The 19,001-nt window shown below is 68.8% G+C and carries 19 protein-coding genes; 1 reads left to right on the forward strand and 18 read right to left on the reverse strand.

Annotated elements, in window-relative coordinates; translation table 11 throughout:
* Positions 1-121 precede the first annotated feature (121 nt).
* Positions 122-1,942: a glycosyl hydrolase family 18 protein gene (locus tag ACWCRJ_RS17075; RefSeq protein ID WP_450940021.1), complete on the forward strand. Its 1,821-nt coding sequence runs from the start codon at positions 122-124 to the stop codon at positions 1,940-1,942.
* 77 nt (positions 1,943-2,019) lie between these two features.
* Here the strand turns inward: ACWCRJ_RS17075 and ACWCRJ_RS17080 are convergent, their stop codons facing one another.
* From ACWCRJ_RS17080 to ACWCRJ_RS17165, 18 genes are all read right to left on the reverse strand, one after another.
* Entirely contained in the window at positions 2,020-2,472 is a 453-nt protein-coding gene (locus ACWCRJ_RS17080; protein WP_450940022.1) for a DUF2550 domain-containing protein, read from the reverse strand.
* A gap of 149 nt (positions 2,473-2,621) precedes the next feature.
* A complete protein-coding gene (locus ACWCRJ_RS17085) occupies positions 2,622-2,996 on the reverse strand; it encodes a F0F1 ATP synthase subunit epsilon (RefSeq protein WP_005480240.1) in 375 nt (124 codons plus the stop codon).
* 204 nt (positions 2,997-3,200) lie between these two features.
* Complete coding sequence (gene atpD / locus ACWCRJ_RS17090) at positions 3,201-4,637, reverse strand: F0F1 ATP synthase subunit beta (protein ID WP_450940023.1); 1,437 nt, start codon at positions 4,635-4,637, stop codon at positions 3,201-3,203.
* Positions 4,637-5,554: a F0F1 ATP synthase subunit gamma gene (locus ACWCRJ_RS17095; protein ID WP_450940024.1), complete on the reverse strand. Its 918-nt coding sequence runs from the start codon at positions 5,552-5,554 to the stop codon at positions 4,637-4,639. Before ACWCRJ_RS17095 ends, atpD begins: the two co-directional genes overlap by 1 nt.
* A gap of 21 nt (positions 5,555-5,575) precedes the next feature.
* On the reverse strand, positions 5,576-7,171 hold the full coding sequence (atpA, locus tag ACWCRJ_RS17100; RefSeq protein WP_319235907.1) for a F0F1 ATP synthase subunit alpha: 1,596 nt from the start codon (positions 7,169-7,171) through the stop codon (positions 5,576-5,578).
* A gap of 144 nt (positions 7,172-7,315) precedes the next feature.
* Complete coding sequence (locus ACWCRJ_RS17105; protein WP_450940025.1) at positions 7,316-8,131, reverse strand: F0F1 ATP synthase subunit delta; 816 nt, start codon at positions 8,129-8,131, stop codon at positions 7,316-7,318.
* Positions 8,128-8,676, reverse strand: a complete 549-nt coding sequence (locus tag ACWCRJ_RS17110; RefSeq protein WP_450940026.1) for a F0F1 ATP synthase subunit B — start codon at positions 8,674-8,676, stop codon at positions 8,128-8,130. Before ACWCRJ_RS17110 ends, ACWCRJ_RS17105 begins: the two co-directional genes overlap by 4 nt.
* Positions 8,677-8,716: 40 nt before the next feature.
* Positions 8,717-8,950, reverse strand: coding sequence for an ATP synthase F0 subunit C (gene atpE / locus ACWCRJ_RS17115; protein ID WP_013000660.1), 234 nt, complete (start codon positions 8,948-8,950; stop codon positions 8,717-8,719).
* Positions 8,951-9,026: 76 nt separating this feature from the next.
* Positions 9,027-9,797, reverse strand: coding sequence for a F0F1 ATP synthase subunit A (atpB, locus tag ACWCRJ_RS17120; protein ID WP_013000661.1), 771 nt, complete (start codon positions 9,795-9,797; stop codon positions 9,027-9,029).
* Between the two features lie 273 nt (positions 9,798-10,070).
* Positions 10,071-10,508 (reverse strand): hypothetical protein, encoded by a 438-nt coding sequence (locus ACWCRJ_RS17125; RefSeq protein ID WP_005480260.1) that lies wholly within the window; start codon positions 10,506-10,508, stop codon positions 10,071-10,073.
* A 443-nt stretch (positions 10,509-10,951) separates the two neighbouring features.
* Positions 10,952-12,247 carry an MraY family glycosyltransferase gene (locus ACWCRJ_RS17130; RefSeq protein ID WP_450940027.1) on the reverse strand — a complete coding sequence of 432 codons (1,296 nt, stop codon included), beginning with the start codon at positions 12,245-12,247 and terminating at the stop codon, positions 10,952-10,954.
* A gap of 129 nt (positions 12,248-12,376) precedes the next feature.
* Positions 12,377-13,615 (reverse strand): serine hydroxymethyltransferase, encoded by a 1,239-nt coding sequence (locus ACWCRJ_RS17135; RefSeq protein WP_450940028.1) that lies wholly within the window; start codon positions 13,613-13,615, stop codon positions 12,377-12,379.
* A gap of 225 nt (positions 13,616-13,840) precedes the next feature.
* The gene (locus tag ACWCRJ_RS17140; protein ID WP_046917282.1) at positions 13,841-14,512 is read right to left on the reverse strand and encodes an arsenate reductase/protein-tyrosine-phosphatase family protein; all 672 of its coding nucleotides are present in this window, start codon (positions 14,510-14,512) and stop codon (positions 13,841-13,843) included.
* The gene (locus ACWCRJ_RS17145; RefSeq protein WP_046917283.1) at positions 14,509-15,156 is read right to left on the reverse strand and encodes an L-threonylcarbamoyladenylate synthase; all 648 of its coding nucleotides are present in this window, start codon (positions 15,154-15,156) and stop codon (positions 14,509-14,511) included. Before ACWCRJ_RS17145 ends, ACWCRJ_RS17140 begins: the two co-directional genes overlap by 4 nt.
* A gap of 77 nt (positions 15,157-15,233) precedes the next feature.
* On the reverse strand, positions 15,234-16,079 hold the full coding sequence (gene prmC / locus ACWCRJ_RS17150) for a peptide chain release factor N(5)-glutamine methyltransferase (RefSeq protein WP_450940029.1): 846 nt from the start codon (positions 16,077-16,079) through the stop codon (positions 15,234-15,236).
* 39 nt (positions 16,080-16,118) lie between these two features.
* A complete protein-coding gene (gene prfA / locus ACWCRJ_RS17155; protein WP_381192642.1) occupies positions 16,119-17,195 on the reverse strand; it encodes a peptide chain release factor 1 in 1,077 nt (358 codons plus the stop codon).
* A gap of 138 nt (positions 17,196-17,333) precedes the next feature.
* Positions 17,334-17,555: a 50S ribosomal protein L31 gene (rpmE, locus tag ACWCRJ_RS17160; RefSeq protein WP_028804216.1), complete on the reverse strand. Its 222-nt coding sequence runs from the start codon at positions 17,553-17,555 to the stop codon at positions 17,334-17,336.
* 236 nt (positions 17,556-17,791) lie between these two features.
* Positions 17,792-18,943, reverse strand: a complete 1,152-nt coding sequence (locus tag ACWCRJ_RS17165) for an LCP family protein (protein ID WP_450940030.1) — start codon at positions 18,941-18,943, stop codon at positions 17,792-17,794.
* Positions 18,944-19,001 lie beyond the last annotated feature (58 nt).

The raw sequence follows: 19,001 nt of genomic DNA on the forward strand, positions 1-19,001 counted from the left end.
CCGGGGTGTCCCGCATGAGCGCACTGGTCCAGACCCATTGACCTATGGTCCAGACCTTTCTATTCTCGCCACACTGCGCCACGTCATGCTCATGCTCAAGACACCCCACAAGGAGGCGCACATGCGCTTCAGGCACAGAGCCATAGCGGGTCTCGCCACCCTTCTCCTCCCCCTCGCCGGACTGGTCGGCCTCGCCGGCCCCGCGCAGGCGGCCACACAGGCGACCGCCACCTATGCCAAGCCCCAGGACTGGGGCACCGGCTTCGAAGGCAAGTGGACCGTCAAGAACACCGGGACGACCACGATCAGCTCCTGGACCGTCGCATGGGACTTCCCCTCCGGCACCTCCGTCACCTCCGCCTGGGACGCGGACGTCACCTCCTCCGGCACCCACTGGACCGCCAAGAACAAGTCCTGGAACGGCACCCTCGCCCCGGGCGCCTCCGTCTCCTTCGGTTTCAACGGGAGCGGCTCAGGCTCCCCGGCCAACTGCAAGCTCAACGGCGGGAGTTGCGACGGCGGCCCGTCCGTCCCCGGTGACACGGCCCCCTCCGCCCCCGGCACCCCGACCACCTCGGACGTCACCAACACCTCGGTGAAGCTGAGCTGGAGCGCCGCCACCGATGACAAGGGCATCAAGAACTACGACGTCCTGCGGGGCGGCACGAAGGTCGCCACCGTCACCGGCACCACCTACACGGACACCGGCCTGAGTGCCGGCACCGACTACTCGTACACCGTCCAGGCACGCGACACCGCCGACCAGACCGGCCCCCTGAGCGGTGCGGCGGCCGTGCGGACCACCGGCGGCACGAACCCGAACCCCGGCTCGAAGATCAATCTCGGCTACTTCACCGAGTGGGGCGTCTACGGCCGGAACTACCACGTCAAGAACCTGGTGACCTCGGGCTCCGCGTCCAAGATCACCCACATCAACTACGCGTTCGGCAACGTCAAGAACGGCCAGTGCACCGTCGACGACACCTTCGCCGCCTACGACAAGGCCTACACCGCCGACCAGTCCGTCAGCGGCACCGCCGACACCTGGGACCAGCCGCTGCGGGGCAACTTCAACCAGCTCCGCCAGCTCAAGGCCAAGTACCCGCACATCAAGGTGCTGTACTCGTTCGGCGGCTGGACCTACTCCGGCGGCTTCGGCCAGGCCGCGCAGAACCCGGCCGCCTTCGCCAAGTCCTGCAAGGCCGTCGTGGAGGACCCGCGCTGGGCCGACGTCTTCGACGGCATCGACATCGACTGGGAGTACCCGAACGCCTGCGGGCTGACCTGCGACACCAGCGGACCCGCGGCCTTCAAGAACCTGATGTCGGCCCTGCGCACCGAGTTCGGCTCGAACTACCTGGTCACCGCCGCGATCACCGCCGACGGCTCCTCCGGCGGCAAGATCGACGCGGCCGACTACGGCGGCGCCGCGACCCATCTGAACTGGTACAACGTGATGACCTACGACTACTTCGGCGCCTTCGACGCGGATGGTCCGACCGCCCCGCACTCGCCGCTGACCTCGTACCCCGGCATCCCGGCGGCGGGCTTCAACTCCGCCGACGCGATCGCCAAGCTGAAGTCGAAGGGCGTCCCCGGCTCGAAGCTGCTGCTCGGCATCGGCTTCTACGGGCGCGGCTGGACCGGTGTCACCCAGTCCGCCCCCGGCGGCACGGCGACCGGCGCGGCACCCGGCACGTACGAGGCCGGCATCGAGGACTACAAGGTCCTGAAGAACTCCTGCCCGGCCAACGGAACCGTCGGCGGCACGGCGTACGCGCACTGCGGCAACCAGTGGTGGTCCTACGACACCCCGGCCACGATCGGCTCCAAGATGACCTGGGCCAAGAACCAGGGCCTGGGCGGCGCCTTCTTCTGGGAGTTCAGCGGCGACACGGGCAACGGGGAGCTGGTGAGCGCGATCAGCAACGGCCTGAAGTGACCGACTGAAAGATCACGTCACATTGACGCTCCCCCAGACTTCGTCCGGGGGGACCCCCACCCAGCGAGTGAATGTGGCTACGCCACGTTCACTCGCTGTCCGGGCGGGGCTGCCTCCAGCCACGCGAGGAAACCGGTCAGCGCGTCGTCGCTCATCGCCAGTTCCAGCCGGGTCCCGCGGTGCAGACACGCGAGGATCACCGCGTCGGAGAGGAGCGCCAGTTCCTCCTCGCCCTCGGGGGTGCGGCGCCCGGCCACCTCGATCGCCGAACGCTCCAGGACTCGGCGGGGGCGGACGGAGTACGAGAAGACGCGGTACCACTCGATGCGGTCGCCGTTGTAGCGGGCGACTCCGTAGCCCCAGCCCTTGCCGTTCTTGTCGTCCCCGGGTTTCTCGGGTGCGTTCCACCGCAGGCTGCAGTCGAAGGTGCCGCCGGAGCGCTGGATGAGGCGCCGGCGCAGTCCGAAGACGAAGAGCCCCACCACCACGAGCCCGATCACCGACCCGCACACAGTCAGAGCGAGGACCATCGACACCGACCTCCTCGTCTCCTAGGTAATGCCACTGCTAGGTAATGGAACGTAAAAAACACCCACATTTGCCTCAGCCGCGGCCGGATCAGGATGAAGACATCCAGACCCAGCCGCGGCTGAGGTACAGCATCACACGACGTGCGGGCTCAGCGCGCCGCCGCCGTACGCAGTCGTACATCCGCGCGGCGCTCGGCGGCGGCGTCGCCCGCCGCCTTCGCGCGCTCCAGCTCCCGCTCCGCGCTCTGGACGTCGATCTCGTCGGCCAGCTCGGCGACCTCGGCCAGCAGGGACAGCTTGTTGTCCGCAAACGAGATGAAACCGCCGTGCACGGCGACGACGACGGTGCCGCCCTCACTCGTACGGATGGTCACCGGGCCCGACTCCAGCACACCGAGCAGCGGCTGGTGACCGGGCATGACGCCGATGTCGCCGGACGTGGTACGGGCGACGACCAGGGTGGCCTGGCCCGACCAGACCTCTCGGTCGGCCGCGACCAGCGCGACGTGCAGCTCAGCAGCCAAGGTGGCTCCTCGGGTCACCACCCGGCGGTCCCGCCGGGTGTTGGGTACAAGTCTAGTAGGGCTCCGGGAGTCGGATCGCCGGGGCCCACCCCGGGCCTTTCGGCCGGGGATCCGGGGGTTGCCCCCCGGGCAATACAGCAGAGGGGGCGGGACGCACCCCATGAGGTGTGGCCTCGCCCCCCACTGCTCACGAGTCGCCGGGCGTCAGGAGACGCCGAGCTCCTTCGCGTTCTTCTTCAGGTCCTCGATACCACCGCAGAGGAAGAACGCCTGCTCCGGGAAGTGGTCGTACTCGCCGTCGATGATCGCGTTGAAGGCCACGATCGACTCGTCCAGCGGGACGTCCGACCCGTCGACGCCGGTGAACTGCTTGGCGACGTGGGTGTTCTGGGAGAGGAAGCGCTCCACACGACGGGCACGGTGGACGGTGAGCTTGTCCTCCTCGCCGAGCTCGTCGATACCGAGGATCGCGATGATGTCCTGGAGGTCCTTGTACTTCTGCAGGACCGTCTTGACGCGCATCGCGGTGTTGTAGTGGTCCGCCGCGATGTAGCGGGGGTCCAGGATGCGGGACGTGGAGTCCAGCGGGTCCACGGCCGGGTAGATGCCCTTCTCGGAGATCGGACGGGAGAGAACCGTCGTCGCGTCGAGGTGGGCGAAGGTGGTGGCCGGGGCCGGGTCGGTCAGGTCGTCCGCGGGGACGTAGATCGCCTGCATCGAGGTGATCGAGTGACCACGGGTCGAGGTGATGCGCTCCTGGAGGAGACCCATCTCGTCGGCCAGGTTCGGCTGGTAGCCCACCGCGGAGGGCATACGGCCGAGCAGGGTCGAGACCTCGGAACCGGCCTGGGTGAAGCGGAAGATGTTGTCGATGAAGAACAGCACGTCCTGCTTCTGCACATCGCGGAAGTACTCCGCCATGGTCAGACCGGCGAGGGCCACGCGCAGACGGGTGCCCGGGGGCTCGTCCATCTGACCGAAGACCAGGGCGGTCTTGTCGATGACGCCCGACTCCGCCATCTCCTCGATGAGGTCGTTGCCCTCACGCGTGCGCTCACCGACACCGGCGAACACGGAGACACCGTCGTGGTTGTTGGCGACGCGGTAGATCATCTCCTGGATGAGCACCGTCTTGCCGACGCCGGCACCGCCGAACAGGCCGATCTTTCCACCCTTGACGTACGGGGTGAGAAGGTCGATGACCTTGACGCCGGTCTCGAACATCTCGGTCTTCGACTCGAGCTCGTCGAAGTTCGGGGCCTTGCGGTGGATGCCCCAGCGCTCGCCCGTGTACTGCTCGTCGACGTTCAGCACCTCACCGAGGGTGTTGAACACCTTGCCCTTGGTGAAGTCGCCGACCGGGACCGTGATGGAGGCGCCGGTGTCGGTGACCGGGGCCTGGCGGACCAGACCGTCGGTGGGCTGCATGGAGATGGTGCGGACCAGGCCGTCACCCAGGTGCTGGGCGACCTCCAGGGTCAGCGTCTTCTTCGCGCCGTCCTGGGCCGGGTCGGCCACCTCGACGTGAAGGGCGTTGTAGATCTCCGGCATGGCGTCGACGGGGAATTCCACGTCGACGACCGGGCCGATGACCCGGGCGACGCGGCCCGTGGCAGCGGCCGTCTCAACTGTCGTCGTCATTACCTGTCACTCCCCGCGTTCGCGTCGGCGAGGGCTGCGGAGCCACCGACGATCTCGCTGATTTCCTGGGTGATTTCGGCCTGGCGGGCCGCGTTGGCAAGGCGGGAGAGCGTGTTGATCAGCTCGCCCGCGTTGTCGGTGGCCGACTTCATCGCGCGGCGGGTGGCGGCGTGCTTGGAAGCGGCCGACTGAAGCATCGCGTTGTAGATACGGCTCTCGACGTAGCGCGGCAGCAGGGCGTCGAGGACGTCCTCCGCCGACGGCTCGAAGTCGTACAGCGGAAGGATCTCGCCCTTCGTCGCCGACTCCTCGGCCACCTCGTCGAGGCTGAGCGGCAGCAGCCGGGCGTCGAGCGCCGACTGCGTCATCATCGAGACGAACTCGGTGAAGACGATGTGGAGTTCGTCCACGCCGCCGTCGGCCGTGTCCTTCTCGATGGCCTCGATCAGCGGACCCGCGACCTTCTTCGCGTCCGCGTAGGTGGGCTCGTCGGTGAAGCCCGACCACGACTCCACGACCTTGCGCTCGCGGAAGTTGTAGTGGGCCAGACCGCGGCGGCCGACGATGTACGTGTCGACCTCCTTGCCCTCCGCCTGGAGGCGCGCCGTCAACTGCTCGGCGACCTTGATGGCGTTGGAGTTGAAGGCGCCGGCCAGTCCGCGGTCGCTCGTGAGGAGCAGCACCGCGGAACGGGTCGCCGTCTCCGCCTCCGTGGTCAGCGGGTGCTTGGTGTTCGAACCGGTACCGACCGCCGTGACCGCGCGGGTGAGCTCGGCCGCGTACGGCGCGGAGGCCGCCACCTTGCGCTGCGCCTTGACGACACGCGAGGCGGCGATCATCTCCATCGCCTTGGTGATCTTCTTGGTCGCGGTGACGGATCGGATGCGACGCTTGTAGACCCGGAGCTGGGCTCCCATGAGTCAGGTCCCTTCCTTACGTCACTTGGAGACGTTGACGGCCGGGGCGTCCTCGCCGAGCAGCTTGCCGTCCGAGGTCTCGAACTGCTTCTTGAACTCGGCGATCGCGTCGGCGACAGCGGTGAGGGTGTCGTCCGACATCTTGCCGCCCTCCTTGATGGAGGTCATGAGGCCCTGCTCCTTGCGGTGCAGGTACTCCAGCAGCTCCTTCTCGAAGCGGCGCACGTCGGCGACCGGAACGTCGTCCATCTTGCCGGTGGTACCGGCCCACACGGAGACGACCTGGTCCTCGGTCGGCATCGGCTGGTACTGCGGCTGCTTGAGCAGCTCGACCAGACGCTGACCGCGCTCCAGCTGCGACTTCGACGCGGCGTCCAGGTCGGAACCGAAGGCGGCGAACGCCTCCAGCTCACGGTACTGGGCAAGGTCGAGGCGCAGACGGCCGGAGACCTGCTTCATCGCCTTGTGCTGCGCGGAACCACCGACTCGGGAGACGGAGATACCGACGTTCAGCGCGGGGCGCTGACCGGCGTTGAAGAGGTCCGACTCCAGGAAGCACTGGCCGTCGGTGATGGAGATGACGTTGGTCGGGATGAACGCCGAGACGTCGTTGGCCTTCGTCTCGACGATCGGCAGACCCGTCATCGAGCCGGCACCGAGGTCGTCGGAGAGCTTCGCGCAGCGCTCCAGCAGACGGGAGTGCAGGTAGAAGACGTCACCCGGGTAGGCCTCACGGCCCGGCGGGCGGCGCAGCAGCAGCGACACGGCGCGGTAGGCGTCGGCCTGCTTCGAGAGGTCGTCGAAGATGATGAGGACGTGCTTGCCCTCGTACATCCACTGCTGACCGATGGCCGAACCGGTGTACGGCGCCAGGTACTTGAAGCCGGCCGGGTCGGACGCCGGGGCGGCGACGATGGTCGTGTACTCCAGCGCGCCGGCCTCTTCGAGGGCGCCACGCACGGAGGCGATGGTCGAGCCCTTCTGGCCGATGGCGACGTAGACGCAGCGGACCTGCTTGTTCACGTCACCGGAGCGCCAGTTGTCGCGCTGGTTGATGATCGTGTCGACGGCCAGGGCGGTCTTGCCGGTCTGGCGGTCACCGATGATCAGCTGACGCTGGCCGCGGCCGACCGGGGTCATGGCGTCGACGGCCTTGTAGCCGGTCTCCATCGGCTCGTGCACCGACTTACGGGCCATGACACCGGGAGCCTGCAGCTCCAGGGCACGGCGGCCGGACGTCTCGATCTCACCGAGGCCGTCGATCGGGTTGCCGAGCGGGTCGACGACGCGGCCGAGGTAGCCCTCGCCCACGGCGACCGACAGGACCTCGCCGGTACGGGTGACCGGCTGACCCTCCTCGATGCCGCTGAACTCACCGAGGACGATGGCGCCGATCTCGCGCTCTTCCAGGTTGAGCGCGAGGCCGAGGGTGCCGTCCTCGAACTTCAGCAGTTCGTTGGCCATGGCCGAGGGAAGACCCTCGACCTTCGCGATGCCGTCGCCGGCAAGGGTGACCGTACCGACCTCCTCGCGCGAGGCCGCGTCCGGCTTGTACGACTGGACGAAGTTCTCCAGCGCGTCCCGGATCTCCTCCGGCCGGATCGTGAGCTCCGCCATCTGGGTTCCCTGCTCTCCTTGTTGGGCCCGAAGTTTCACTTTGGGGGGTGCCTAAACTCCCGGACTCCCCCCTGAAAGAGGTGAATCCTCTGCACGGCCCAACCGGGCCGCAGACATACGTACGTACTGCTATGAAGTTTGGTGCTAGCTCGCCAGGCGGCGGCCGGCGTCCTCGAGTCGGTCCGCGATCGAGCCGTTGATGATCTCGTCGCCGACCTGGACCCTGATCCCGCCGAGGACCTCGGGGTCCACGTCCAGGTTGAGGTGCATGGCACGGCCGTAGAGCTTCGCGAGGGCGGCGCCGAGGCGTCGCTTCTGCGGGTCGCTCAGCGGAACCGCCGAGGTGACGGTGGCGACCATGCGGTCCCGGCGCTCGGCGGCGAGCTTGGACAGGGAGTCGAGTCCCGCTTCCAGGCTACGTCCACGCGGCGCGGCCACGAGGCGCGTCACCAGACGCTCGGTGGTGGCCTTGGCGCGGCCGCCGAGCAGGCTGCGCAGCAGCTCGCTCTTGGCCGAGGCGCCCGCGGCACGGTCTGTCAGCGCGGACCGCAGCCCGGTGTTCGAGGCGACGATCCGGCCGAACCGGAACAGCTCGTCCTCGACGTCGTCGAGCGTGCCCGACTGCTGCGCGGCCGTGAGGTCGGCGACGTCGGCGAGCTGCTCCAGCGCGTCCACCAGGTCACGGGGCTGCGACCAGCGGGAACGCACCAGTCCTGACACCAGGTCGGCGGTGGTCGCGCCGACCTGGCCGCCGAGGATACGGCCGACCAGTTCGGCCTTGGCCTCGCCGGACTGCGCCGGGTCGGTGAGGACCCGACGCAGGGACACCTCGCGGTGGAGCAGAGCGGTGACGGCGGCCAGCTCGTCGGCGAGCCGCGCCGCGTCGACGGACGTGGAGTCCGTCAGCGCGTCGAGACGCTCACGTGCGGCTGCCAGGGCCTCGCGGCTCGCTCCGTTCATCGCGCGGCCTCGGCCTTCTCCTCGAGATCATCGAGGAAACGGTCGATGACGCGGCTCTGCCGGGCGTGGTCCTCCAGGGACTCGCCGACGAGCTTGCCGGCCAGGTCGGTGGCGAGCTTGCCCACGTCCTGACGCAGCGCCGAAGAGGCGGCCTTGCGGTCGGCCTCCAGCTGCGAGTGACCGGCGGCGATGATCTCCTCGCGCTGCCGCTGGCCCTCGGCCCGCATCTCGGCGATGAGCGTGGCGCCCTGCTCCTGCGCCTCCTGGCGCAGACGCGCGGCCTCGTGCCGGGCTTCGGCGAGCTGAGCCTTGTACTGCTCGAGCACGCTCTGGGCTTCGACCTTCATGGCGTCGGCCTCTTCGATACCGCCTTCGATCGCCGCGCGACGCTCGTCCAGAACCTTGTTGATGTTCGGGAGAAGCTTCTTCCAGAAGAAGAAGAACACGATGGCGAAGGCGATGGCGCCCACGAGCAGCTCGGGGCCGGGCGGGATGAGCGGGTTCTGCTCTTCCTCGGCCGCCAGCTGTACCAGGTTGGCGATCACATCAGTGCCTTTCGTTGAAAGGTTTGCTCGTCAGGGCTCGTCAGTTGTAGACGAACGGCATGACGATGCCGATGAGGGCGAGCGCCTCACAGAAGGCGAAGCCGAGGATCTGGTTGGCACGGATCAGACCGGCAGCCTCGGGCTGACGGGCCAGGGCCTGGGTGCCGTTGCCGAAGATGATGCCGACGCCGACGCCGGGGCCGATGGCGGCGAGGCCGTAGCCGACGGAACCGATGTTGCCTTCAAGGGCGGCGAGGGTCTCCATGGCAGCCATGCTGATTCTTCCTTCTCTTTCATGGACCGGCGGGGGTTGGCCACCGGACGTTCTGGGGGCTGGTGGCGCGCGGGGCTCAGTGGTGCTCGGCGAGCGCGCCCTGGATGTACGAGCAGGCGAGGAGCACGAAGACGTACGCCTGGACGGCCTGCACGAAGAGCTCGAAGAGGATCATGACGATGGTCATGACGAAGGAGACACCGGCCGCCGGGATCATCCAGCTGTTCAGCAGGTACCAGGAGGCAACGGTGAACATGACGAGCATCAGGTGGCCGGCAAACATGTTGGCGAACAGTCGCACCGCGTGGGTGAACGGGCGGACCAACAGGTTCGAGAAGAACTCGATGACCATCACGAGGGGCAGCACCGGGCCGAGCGACTTGTCGTAGCCGGTGACGTTCTTGAAGAAGCCGACGAAGCCGTGCCTCTTGAAGGTCAGCGAGACCCAGACCACGTACACGATGGCCGCCAGGACCATCGGATAGGCGATGATCGACGACACCGGGAACTGGGCCAGCGGAATCACTGACCAGATGTTCATGACCCAGATGAAGAAGAACAGCGAGACCATGAGCGGGACGTACTTCTCGCCCTCGCGCCGGCCCAGCGTCTCGTACACGATGCCGCGGCGTACGAAGTCGTAGCCCGCCTCACCGATCATCTGCAGCTTGCCCGGCACCACCTTCGCCTTGCCGAAGGCGAGCGTGAAGAAGGTGATCACCAGGAGGGTGGTGATGAGCGCGAGCAGCATCACCTTGTTGAACTCGAACCCCCCGACCGTGGCGATCGGCTTGAAGAGGAACGAGTGCAGGCCCGGAGCCGGGAAGCCACAGCCGTTGTCGGACATGATCCGACAGCTCCAGTCAAAGGCGAGCTGGGTCTGGTCAGCACTCACCACGGGCTCCTTCGGCGTGACGCATGGGTACGGCAACCTCGTTGTGTCGGCGCGGCGCACAGCCGCGGGTCGGCACTGGACTGGTGTTACGGATGTGGGGGCGGCTGGGGGGCATCAAGCCTCGCGATTGAGCAGGCGTCAGCTCAGATGCCCGCGCCCGCGATGCCGCAGTTGGCACCGGACGATAGCAGGAGTTCGTACACGCCCTTATCCCGGCCCTACTCCTCACGACGAGTGCCCCGATTTTTCGGGCTTGTTGCCCGTGGACGCATCGGGTTCGACATAGAGGATCTTGGCCTTCATATGCGCGCGCGTCTGTGCCGCGATCCACACGAGCGTGGTGGCGACGAGCGTGAACGCGAAAGCCTTGGGATGGAACAGCGTGGTGTTCTTGAACGCGGACAGGAAGATGAACAACAGCAGAATCTGTGCCGCGTAGAGCATCAAGCCCATCATCTGGAACAGATGAGGAAGCGATTTGGCGGTGCGCTGCAGAACGTAGAACCCGATCCCCATGAAGACGATCGTGATCACCGCCGCGACGACGGCACCGAGAGCCCCCTTGCCTCCGACGACCACAGCGCTGATGACAGCGGCGATCGCGCCGGCGGCGGCCGTGGGTACGGCAGCCTGAAGGAGGGTCCGGACGTCATTGGACGGCATGGCGGCAACTCCGCTTGCTGAGGGGGCAGGGTGTCGTCATGGACGAGCGTAGACCCCGGGGGCGAGCGCAAATCTCGCGCCGGCGGACCGTCTCACTGCGGTCCTTCGACTCTGTCCCGGGTTCTCGTGAACCGTATCACAAACTATTTGATGAGGTCTTTACCTGAATGCTGTGCCAGGTGTCACACATGAGAGTGAACCTGCCCGTCTGTGCAAAATCCAGGCCGACTTGTCTGGTATAAGGCCGTTTTGCACCGTCAGGTTCATGCATGGCGTCGGCAAAGCGTTAGTCAGATTCTTACCTTGCCGTCAGCACGACGCCCGGCCCCGGCGCCCGCACGACGGACGGCCGGGGGCCGTGTGCGACGTACGCACACGGCCCCCGGCCGCTTCCCGAAGATCCTCGGCGCACCGCGTCGGCGCGCGCGACAGCGGGCCGCGCCTCAGCGGGGCGCACCCGCCGGGCTGCGTTCCGCTTCGTGGTCGTGGTCGTGGGCGCGGCCGCCGATCGCCGTCGCTCCGTTGAGGGACGGGGTCCAGTCCGCGACCGGCTCCGGGGTCGCCGGCACGACCGCGCGGCGGCGGTAGCGCGGCGGGACGAAGCGCTGCGCCCAGCGCGGGGCACGCGGGGTGAAGCGCGGCAGCAGCAGGAGGAAGAGACCGACCCCGCTGAGCATGGCGATGGCGAGGACGATCCACATCGACGCCGCGTTCACGGTGTAGGCGAGGGCGCCGAAGGCGATGACCGCCGACCAGAAGTACATGATGAGCACGGCCCGGCTGTGCGAGTGCCCGACCTCCAGCAGCCGGTGGTGCAGATGTCCCCGGTCCGCGGCGAACGGCGACTGGCCGCGCCAGGTGCGGCGCACGATCGCGAGGATCAGGTCGGCCGCCGGGATCGCGATGATGGTCAGCGGCATCAGCAGCGGGATGTAGACCGGCACCATCGCGTAGACCGTGCTGCGCTCCGAGCCGTACAGGTTCATCACGTCCGGGTCCACCTGCCCGGTGACCGAGATCGCGCCGGCCGCCAGCACCAGGCCGATCATCATCGAGCCGGAGTCGCCCATGAAGATCCGGGCGGGATGCATGTTGTGCGGCAGGAAGCCCAGGCACATGCCCATCAGGACCGCCGCGAAGAGGGTGGCGGGGGCCGCCGCCTCGATGCCGTAGCTGTACCAGAGGCGGTAGGCGTACATGAAGAACGCGGCGGAGGCGATGCAGACCATGCCGGCCGCGAGGCCGTCGAGGCCGTCGACGAAGTTGACCGCGTTGATGGTGATGACGACCAGGGCGACCGTGAGCAGCGTGCCCTGCCACTGGGTCAGCGCGACGATGCCGACACCGGGGACGGGCAGCCAGAGGATCGTCAGACCCTGCATGACCATCACGCCGGCGGCGATCATCTGGCCACCGAGCTTGATCAGGGCGTCGATCTCGAACTTGTCGTCCAGGACGCCGATGAGCCAGATCAGCGCGGCCCCGGAGAGCAGTGCGCGCGGTTCGTCGGACTTGGCGAAGACCTCGCTGAGGTTGGTCAGATGGTCGGCGACCAGCAGACCGGCGCAGAGCCCGAAGAACATCGCGATGCCGCCGAGGCGCGGTGTCGGTTCTCGGTGGACATCGCGCGCACGGATCTCCGGCATGGCTCCGGCCACGATCGCGAACTTCCGTACCGGCCCTGTCAGCAGGTACGTCACCGCGGCCGTGATGCAGAGCGTCAGGAGGTATTCACGCACGGGCTTCCCCACAGGTCTCGCTGGCCATCACAGCCCCACACCCTAGCGAGGCGCGCATAAGGGTGAGGACATCCGGGTAGCGACGATGGTTGCACGTGATGCTGTGCCTGGTGGTCCGTCTACCCCACCTCAGCGCGGATACGGCGGAAATCTTCCGGCCAGCTCCCGCACTTCCTCACGTGTCCGCTTGCCGTCCCCGCCTTCCCGCAGGGCCCCCGCGAACAGCACGGCGAGCCGGGCCATCTCCGTCTCGCCCATGCCCTGGGTGGTCAGCGCGGCCGTACCGAGCCGCAGGCCACGGGCGTCGCCGTGGGGCAGGGCGCAGCAGTCGAGGACCATCCCGGCGGCGGCGAGCCGGCCCCGGGCGGTACGGCCGTCGACGCCGAGTGGCGCGGGATCGACGGTGAGCAGGTGGGTGTCGGTGCCGCCGGTGACGACCACGAGCCCCTCCTCGGCCAGCCCCCGGGCCAGGACGCGGGCGTTCGCGACCACCTGATGGGCGTACGCGGTGAACGCGGGTGTCGCGGCCTCGCCGAACGCGACGGCCTTCGCGGCGATGGTGTGCATCTGCGCGCCGCCCTGCGTGAACGGGAACACCGCCCGGTCCACGCGTTCGGCCAGTTCGTCCCCGCACAGCAGCATTCCGCCTCGCGGCCCGCGCAGCACCTTGTGCGTGGTGGCGCACACGATGTCGGCGTACGGCACCGGGTTGGGCGCCGCTCCCCCGGCGACCAGCCCGATGGGGTGGGCCGCGTCGGCGATGAGATAGGCGCCCACCTCGTCGGCGACCTCGCGGAAGAAGGCGTAGTCGATGTGCCGGGGGTAGGAGATCGACCCGCAGACGATGGCCTTGGGGCGGTGCGTGCGGGCCAGGGTCCGCACCTGTTCGCGGTCGATGAGTCCGGATTCCGCCTCGACCCCGTATCCGACGAAGTCGAACCAGCGGCCGGAGAAGTTCGCGGGGGACCCGTGGGTGAGGTGGCCGCCGAAGTGCAGGCCCATCGCGAGCACGGTGTCGCCGGGGCGCAGCAGGGCGGCGTACGCGGCGAGCACGGCCGAAGAGCCCGAGTGGGACTGGACGTTGGCGTGCTCGGCCCCGAACAGCGACCTCGCCCGCTCCACGGCCAGCCGCTCGGCGACGTCCACCATCTCGCAGCCGCCGTGGTGCCGGGCCCCCGGATAACCCTCCGCGTACTTGTTCGCGAGCGGCGAGCCCAGGGCGGCCAGCACGGCGGGCGAGGTGAAGTTCTCCGCGGCGACGAGCTGCAGTGTCGTCGACTGCCGATCCAGCTCACCGAGCAGGATGTCGGCCAGCTCGGGGTCCTGCCGTCGCAGGACATCGGCCTCTAGGACAGGGGTGACCGACATGATGGGCTCCGGGGCGTCGACGGTGACGTACGACCAATGTAGGCCCGCCGTGCTCCGGGCGCCCGGTGTTGCCGGTGCTGTTACGCCCGGACGGGCACCCCGGTGAGAGCGGTGACCACCGGAACCCGTCCCCGACGCGTCTCTCGCGACGCTCGGCCCTGGCGGGCCTCCCGGCTTCGAGACGCTGCGCCGGACTCCGTCCGCCGACCCACCCCACGCCCGGGATCAAGCCCGCGCGGGCACCCCGGTGAGAGCGGTGACCACAGGATCGAGGGCCTGGTTTATCTCGTCGCCCACCGAGCGGAAGAACGGCAGGGGCGCCCCGTAGGGGTCGTAGACCTCGTCGGCCTCGGCGGTGGGGGCGAGGAGCCACCCGCGTAGAGCGGCGGCGGCGCGGACCAGGGCGCGTGCGCGGACGACCATGCCCTCCTCCAGGGAGGGCAGGGTGGTGGGGTCGATGGCGCGGACCAGGCGGGTGAACTCCTTCAGCGTGAAGGTGCGCAGCCCCGCGGAGTGCCCCATGGAGATGACCTGGGCCCGGTGGTCCCGGGTGGCCGTCAGCACGAGGTCGGCGCGGATGACGTGTTCGTCGAGCAGCTCACGCCCCGTGAACCCGGAGGCGTCCGCGCCGAAGTCCGCGAGGACGGCCTCCGCGTTCGCCTCCATCGGCGCCCCCTCGTGCCCCCAGGTCCCGGCGCTCTCGACGACCAGACCACCCCACAGCGGGTCCCCGAGCCGGTCGGCCAGGGCATGCCGGGTCAGCCGCTCGGTGATCGGCGAGCGGCACACGTTGCCTGTGCTGACGTGGAGGATGCGGAAGGTGTCCCGCGGCAGCCCCGTGAAGGTCCGCGTCTCTTCCCCGTCCCATATGCCACGCCCCGCGTCAGGGGCCGTCAATTCGCCACCTCGAGGTCGGGTACGACCTTGCGCAGCTCCTCCGCCGACAGGGCGCCCGCACGCAGCAGGACCGGCACCTTGCCCGTGACGTCGACGATGGAGGACGGCTCGTTGCCGGGGGTCGGGCCGCCGTCGAGGTAGACGGAGACGGAGTCGCCCAGCATCGCCTCGGCGGCGTCGCAGTTCTCCGGCGCCGGGTGCCCGGTCAGGTTGGCCGAGGAGACCGCCATCGGGCCGACCTCGGTCAGCAGTTCGATGGCGACCGGGTGCAGCGGCATGCGCACGGCGACGGTGCCGCGGGTGTCGCCGAGGTCCCACTGCAGCGACGGCTGGTGCTTGGCGACGAGGGTCAGCGCGCCCGGCCAGAAGGCGTCGACGAGTTCCCAGGCCATCTCGGAGAAGTCCGTGACGAGGCCGTGCAGCGTGTTCGGGGAGCCGATGAGCACGGGCGTGGGCATGCTGCGGCCCCGGCCCTTGGCCTCCAGGAGGTCGGCCACGGCCTCGGAGGTGAAGGCGTCCGCGCCGATGCCGTACACGGTGTCCGTCGGCAGCACGACGAGTTCGCCCCGGCGGATGGCGGACGCGGCCTCGCGCAGACCGGTGGCGCGGTCGGTCGCGTCATTGGTGTCGTATCGCCGTGCCATCTAGCGGGCCTCCTCGTACACGTACTGCTGCTGGGGGGATTTCGTCGTGCGCGGGCGCGTGCCCATGCTCGTGCTCATCAGGGCAGCGCCTTGCGGGCGGTCGCGAACCGCGGCCGGTTGTTGAGGTCCGGGTGGTCGGCCGCGTCGGCCCAGCCCCGCTCCTCGGTGAAGATCCAGGGCACCTGGCCGCCCTGGGTGTCGGCGTGCTCGATGACGACGACACCTCCGGGACGCAGGAGCCGGTGTGCGGTGCGCTCGATACCGCGGATGAGGTCCAGGCCGTCCTCCCCCGAGAACAGGGCGAGTTCGGGATCGTAGTCCCGGGCCTCGGGCGCCACGTACTCCCACTCCGTGAGCGGGATGTACGGCGGGTTGGAGACGACCAGGTCGACCTGGCCGTCGAGGTCGCGGAAGGCGTCCAGGGCGTTGCCCTGGCGCAGGTCGACGCGGGAGCCCGCCATGTTCTTGCGGGTCCACGTCAGGGCGTCCTCGGACAGCTCCACGGCGTGCACCCGCGAGCGCGGCACCTCCTGGGCGAGGGCGAGCGCGATGGCGCCGGACCCGGTGCACAGATCGACGATGAGCGGCTCGACGACGTCCATCGCGCGCACGGCGTCTATGGCCCAGCCGACCACCGACTCGGTCTCCGGCCGGGGCACGAACACCCCTGGCCCGACCTGAAGTTCGAGGTAGCGGAAGTACGCGCGTCCGGTGATGTGCTGGAGCGGCTCACGCTGCTCGCGCCGGGCGACGACCTCCCAGTAGCGGGCGTCGAAGTCGGAGTTCTTGACGGTGTGCAGCTCGCCCCGCTTGACGCCGTGCACGAACGCGGCGAGTTCCTCCGCGTCGTTGCGCGGCGAGGGCACGCCGGCGTCGGCCAGGCGCTGGGTGGCCTGGGCCACTTCCCCGAGCAGCAGGTTCACGCAAGTCCTCCGTCGTACTTCTTCGTGCTCGTACGTGCCTTACGCCGCTGCCAGCTTCGCGGCCGAGTCCGCGTCGACGCAGGCCTGGATCACCGCGTCGAGTTCACCGTCCAGGACCTGGTCCAGGTTGTAGGACTTGAATCCGACCCGGTGGTCCGAGATGCGGTTCTCCGGGAAGTTGTACGTGCGGATCTTCTCGGAGCGGTCGACGGTGCGGACCTGGCTGCGGCGGGCGTCGGCGGCGTTCTTCTCCGCCTCCTCCTGAGCCGCGGCGAGCAGCCTGGAGCGCAGGATACGCATCGCCTGCTCCTTGTTCTGCAGCTGGCTCTTCTCGTTCTGGCAGGAGGCGACGACTCCGGTGGGAAGGTGCGTGATGCGCACGGCGGAGTCGGTGGTGTTGACGGACTGCCCGCCGGGCCCGGAGGAGCGGTAGACGTCGATCCGCAGGTCGTTCGCGTGGATCTCGACGTCGACCTCCTCGGCCTCGGGGGTGACGAGCACGCCGGCCGCGGAGGTGTGGATACGGCCCTGGGACTCGGTCGACGGCACGCGCTGCACGCGGTGCACCCCGCCCTCGTACTTCAGCCGGGCCCAGACGCCCTGGCCGGGCTCGGTGGCACCCTGGCCGCCCTTGGTCTTCACCGCGACCTGGACGTCCTTGTAGCCGCCCAGCTCGGACTCGGTGGCGTCGATGATCTCGGTCTTCCAGCCGACGCGCTCGGCGTACCGGAGGTACATGCGCAGGAGGTCACCGGCGAAGAGGGCGGACTCGTCGCCGCCCGCGCCGGCCTTGATCTCCAGGATGACGTCCTTGTCGTCGCTGGGGTCGCGGGGGACGAGGAGCAGCCGCAGCTTCTCCGTCAGTTCCTCGCGCTGCTTCTCCAGCTCCTTGACCTCGGCGGCGAAGTCCGGGTCGTCCGCGGCGAATTCGCGGGCCGTGTCGATGTCGTCGCCGGTCTGCTTCCAGGTGCGGTACGTGCCGACGATCGGGGTCAGCTCCGCGTAGCGCTTGTTCAGCTTGCGCGCGTTGGCCTGGTCGGCGTGGACCGACGGGTCGGCGAGCTTCTTCTCCAGATCGGCGTGTTCCCCGACCAGTTCCTCGACCGCCTCGAACATCTCTCCGGCTCCCTGTACGAACGTTGTGAGTGGGCCGCTCCCGTGGGCGTCGCCCCTGGGCCGCGCCTGTGCGCTGCACCGCAAAGCGCCGGTCCCGATGCCCCCGTAGGGGCACCGCGGACCGGCGCTGGGGGCTCGCTACTTCTTGGCAGCGGCGGCCTTGCCGAAGCGGGCCTCGAAGCGGGCCACGCGGCCACCGGTGTCGAGGATCTTCTGCTTGCCCGTGTAGAACGGGTGGCACTCGGAGCAGACCTCGGCACGGATGGTGCCGCTCTCGATCGTGCTGCGGGTGGTGAACGACGCGCCACAGGTGCAGCTGACCTGCGTCTCGACGTACTCGGGGTGGATGTCGCGCTTCAAGGTGTCTCCTAGGTTCGGGAGGGCGCCGGGTCGCCGCTGCGGGATGCGGGGGCGTGAACCGGAGCCGACGTACCAGTCTGCCAGCACTGGTGCCATCTCCCCAAACCAGGGGGTGGCCGCCGGTATTCCCACCGGGTCCTCGCGCCGCCGTTCCCCGTGCGTGTCACGGAGTGCCTCACCGGCCGTGTGGGCGGCCGCGGGGCCGTCGTGGCCGGCCGCGCGGTTCCCCGACGCCCCTACTGCCGGCGGCCGGCGGTCACGACGCCCTCGGCGGTGCCTGTGGCTGTTCCCTCGACGGCCGACTTGGGGATGGTCCTGTCGGCCTTCAGGGCCGCCCAGACCTGCTTCGACTTCGGCTCGTCCACCAGGACGCGGTTGGGGTCGTCGGGGTCGTACTGGACCGGCATCGTGACCATCGTCATGTTCTTCGATCCGATGCCCTTGAGGCCGCTCGCGAAGGACGCGAGGTCCTTGACCGTGTTCAGGTCGGAGTCCGTGGTGATGGCGTCGGTCGCGGAGACCGCGAGGTCGTAGGCCTTCTTCGGGTCGCTGAGGATGCCGACGTCCTTGACCTGCTCGATGAGGGCCTTGATGAAGGCCTGCTGGAGCTGGATGCGCCCGAGGTCGGACCCGTCGCCGACCCCGTGCCGGGTGCGGACGAGGCCCAGCGCCTGCTTGCCGGTGAGCGTGTGCTCCCCCGCCTTCAGGTTCAGATGGCTGTCCGGGTCCTTGATGTCCTTGGTCGTGGTGATGTCGACCCCGTCGAGGACGTTGATCAGCTTCTCGAAGCCCGCGAAGTCGACCTCGACGTAGTGGTCCATGCGGATGCCGGTCATGGACTCGACGGTCTTCACCGCACAGGCCGCGCCCCCCGTGGAGTACGCGGAGTTGAACATGGCGTACGAGGCGGCGGGGTGCGTCTTGCCGTCCGCGTCGGTGCACTCCGGCCGCTCGACGAGGGTGTCCCGGGGTATGGAGACCACGCTGGCCCGCTTGTGGCCCTCGTAGACGTGCACGACCATCGCCGTGTCGGAGCGGGCGCTGCCGTCGTCGACACCGCCGCCGAGCTTCTTGTTGCTGCCGGAGCGGGTGTCGGAGCCGAGGACGAGGATGTCCTGCGAGCCGTTGTCGACGTCGAGGGGCCGGTCGGTGCCGAGGGCCTGGTTGATGTCGACGCTCTTGATGTTGCCGTTGAGCTTGAAGTACAGGTAGCCGATGCCCGTGCCGCCCAGCACGAGCACGCCCGCCGCGGTCCAGACGACGGCGACCGCCGCCCTGCTGTGCCCGCCGCGTGTCGTGCGGCGGCGGCGCCTGGTCGCGCGATGGCGCGGGCCGGTGGTGCCGGGACTGCCCAAGTTGCCGGTTGCCGGCGTGTTCTCGGCGGACATCTGCTCCTCGGTTCTCTTTCCGGTCGGTTACCCCCTGCGCTCAGGCCCAGGCCTGCCG

The organism is Streptomyces sp. NPDC002324 (assembly GCF_053593335.1).

Bases quoted from the DNA above. Each gene is read 5' to 3' on its own strand.
- ACWCRJ_RS17075 (WP_450940021.1), top strand. From the start codon at position 122: ATGCGCTTCAGGCACAGAGCCATAGCGGGTCTCGCCACCCTTCTCCTC.
- ACWCRJ_RS17080 (WP_450940022.1), bottom strand. From the start codon at position 2,472: ATGGTCCTCGCTCTGACTGTGTGCGGGTCGGTGATCGGGCTCGTGGTG.
- atpD (WP_450940023.1), bottom strand. From the start codon at position 4,637: ATGACGACGACAGTTGAGACGGCCGCTGCCACGGGCCGCGTCGCCCGG.
- ACWCRJ_RS17095 (WP_450940024.1), bottom strand. From the start codon at position 5,554: ATGGGAGCCCAGCTCCGGGTCTACAAGCGTCGCATCCGATCCGTCACC.
- atpA (WP_319235907.1), bottom strand. From the start codon at position 7,171: ATGGCGGAGCTCACGATCCGGCCGGAGGAGATCCGGGACGCGCTGGAG.
- ACWCRJ_RS17105 (WP_450940025.1), bottom strand. From the start codon at position 8,131: ATGAACGGAGCGAGCCGCGAGGCCCTGGCAGCCGCACGTGAGCGTCTC.
- atpE (WP_013000660.1), bottom strand. From the start codon at position 8,950: ATGGCTGCCATGGAGACCCTCGCCGCCCTTGAAGGCAACATCGGTTCC.
- atpB (WP_013000661.1), bottom strand. From the start codon at position 9,797: ATGTCCGACAACGGCTGTGGCTTCCCGGCTCCGGGCCTGCACTCGTTC.
- ACWCRJ_RS17125 (WP_005480260.1), bottom strand. From the start codon at position 10,508: ATGCCGTCCAATGACGTCCGGACCCTCCTTCAGGCTGCCGTACCCACG.
- ACWCRJ_RS17135 (WP_450940028.1), bottom strand. From the start codon at position 13,615: ATGTCGGTCACCCCTGTCCTAGAGGCCGATGTCCTGCGACGGCAGGAC.
- ACWCRJ_RS17145 (WP_046917283.1), bottom strand. From the start codon at position 15,156: ATGGCACGGCGATACGACACCAATGACGCGACCGACCGCGCCACCGGT.
- prfA (WP_381192642.1), bottom strand. From the start codon at position 17,195: ATGTTCGAGGCGGTCGAGGAACTGGTCGGGGAACACGCCGATCTGGAG.
- ACWCRJ_RS17165 (WP_450940030.1), bottom strand. From the start codon at position 18,943: ATGTCCGCCGAGAACACGCCGGCAACCGGCAACTTGGGCAGTCCCGGC.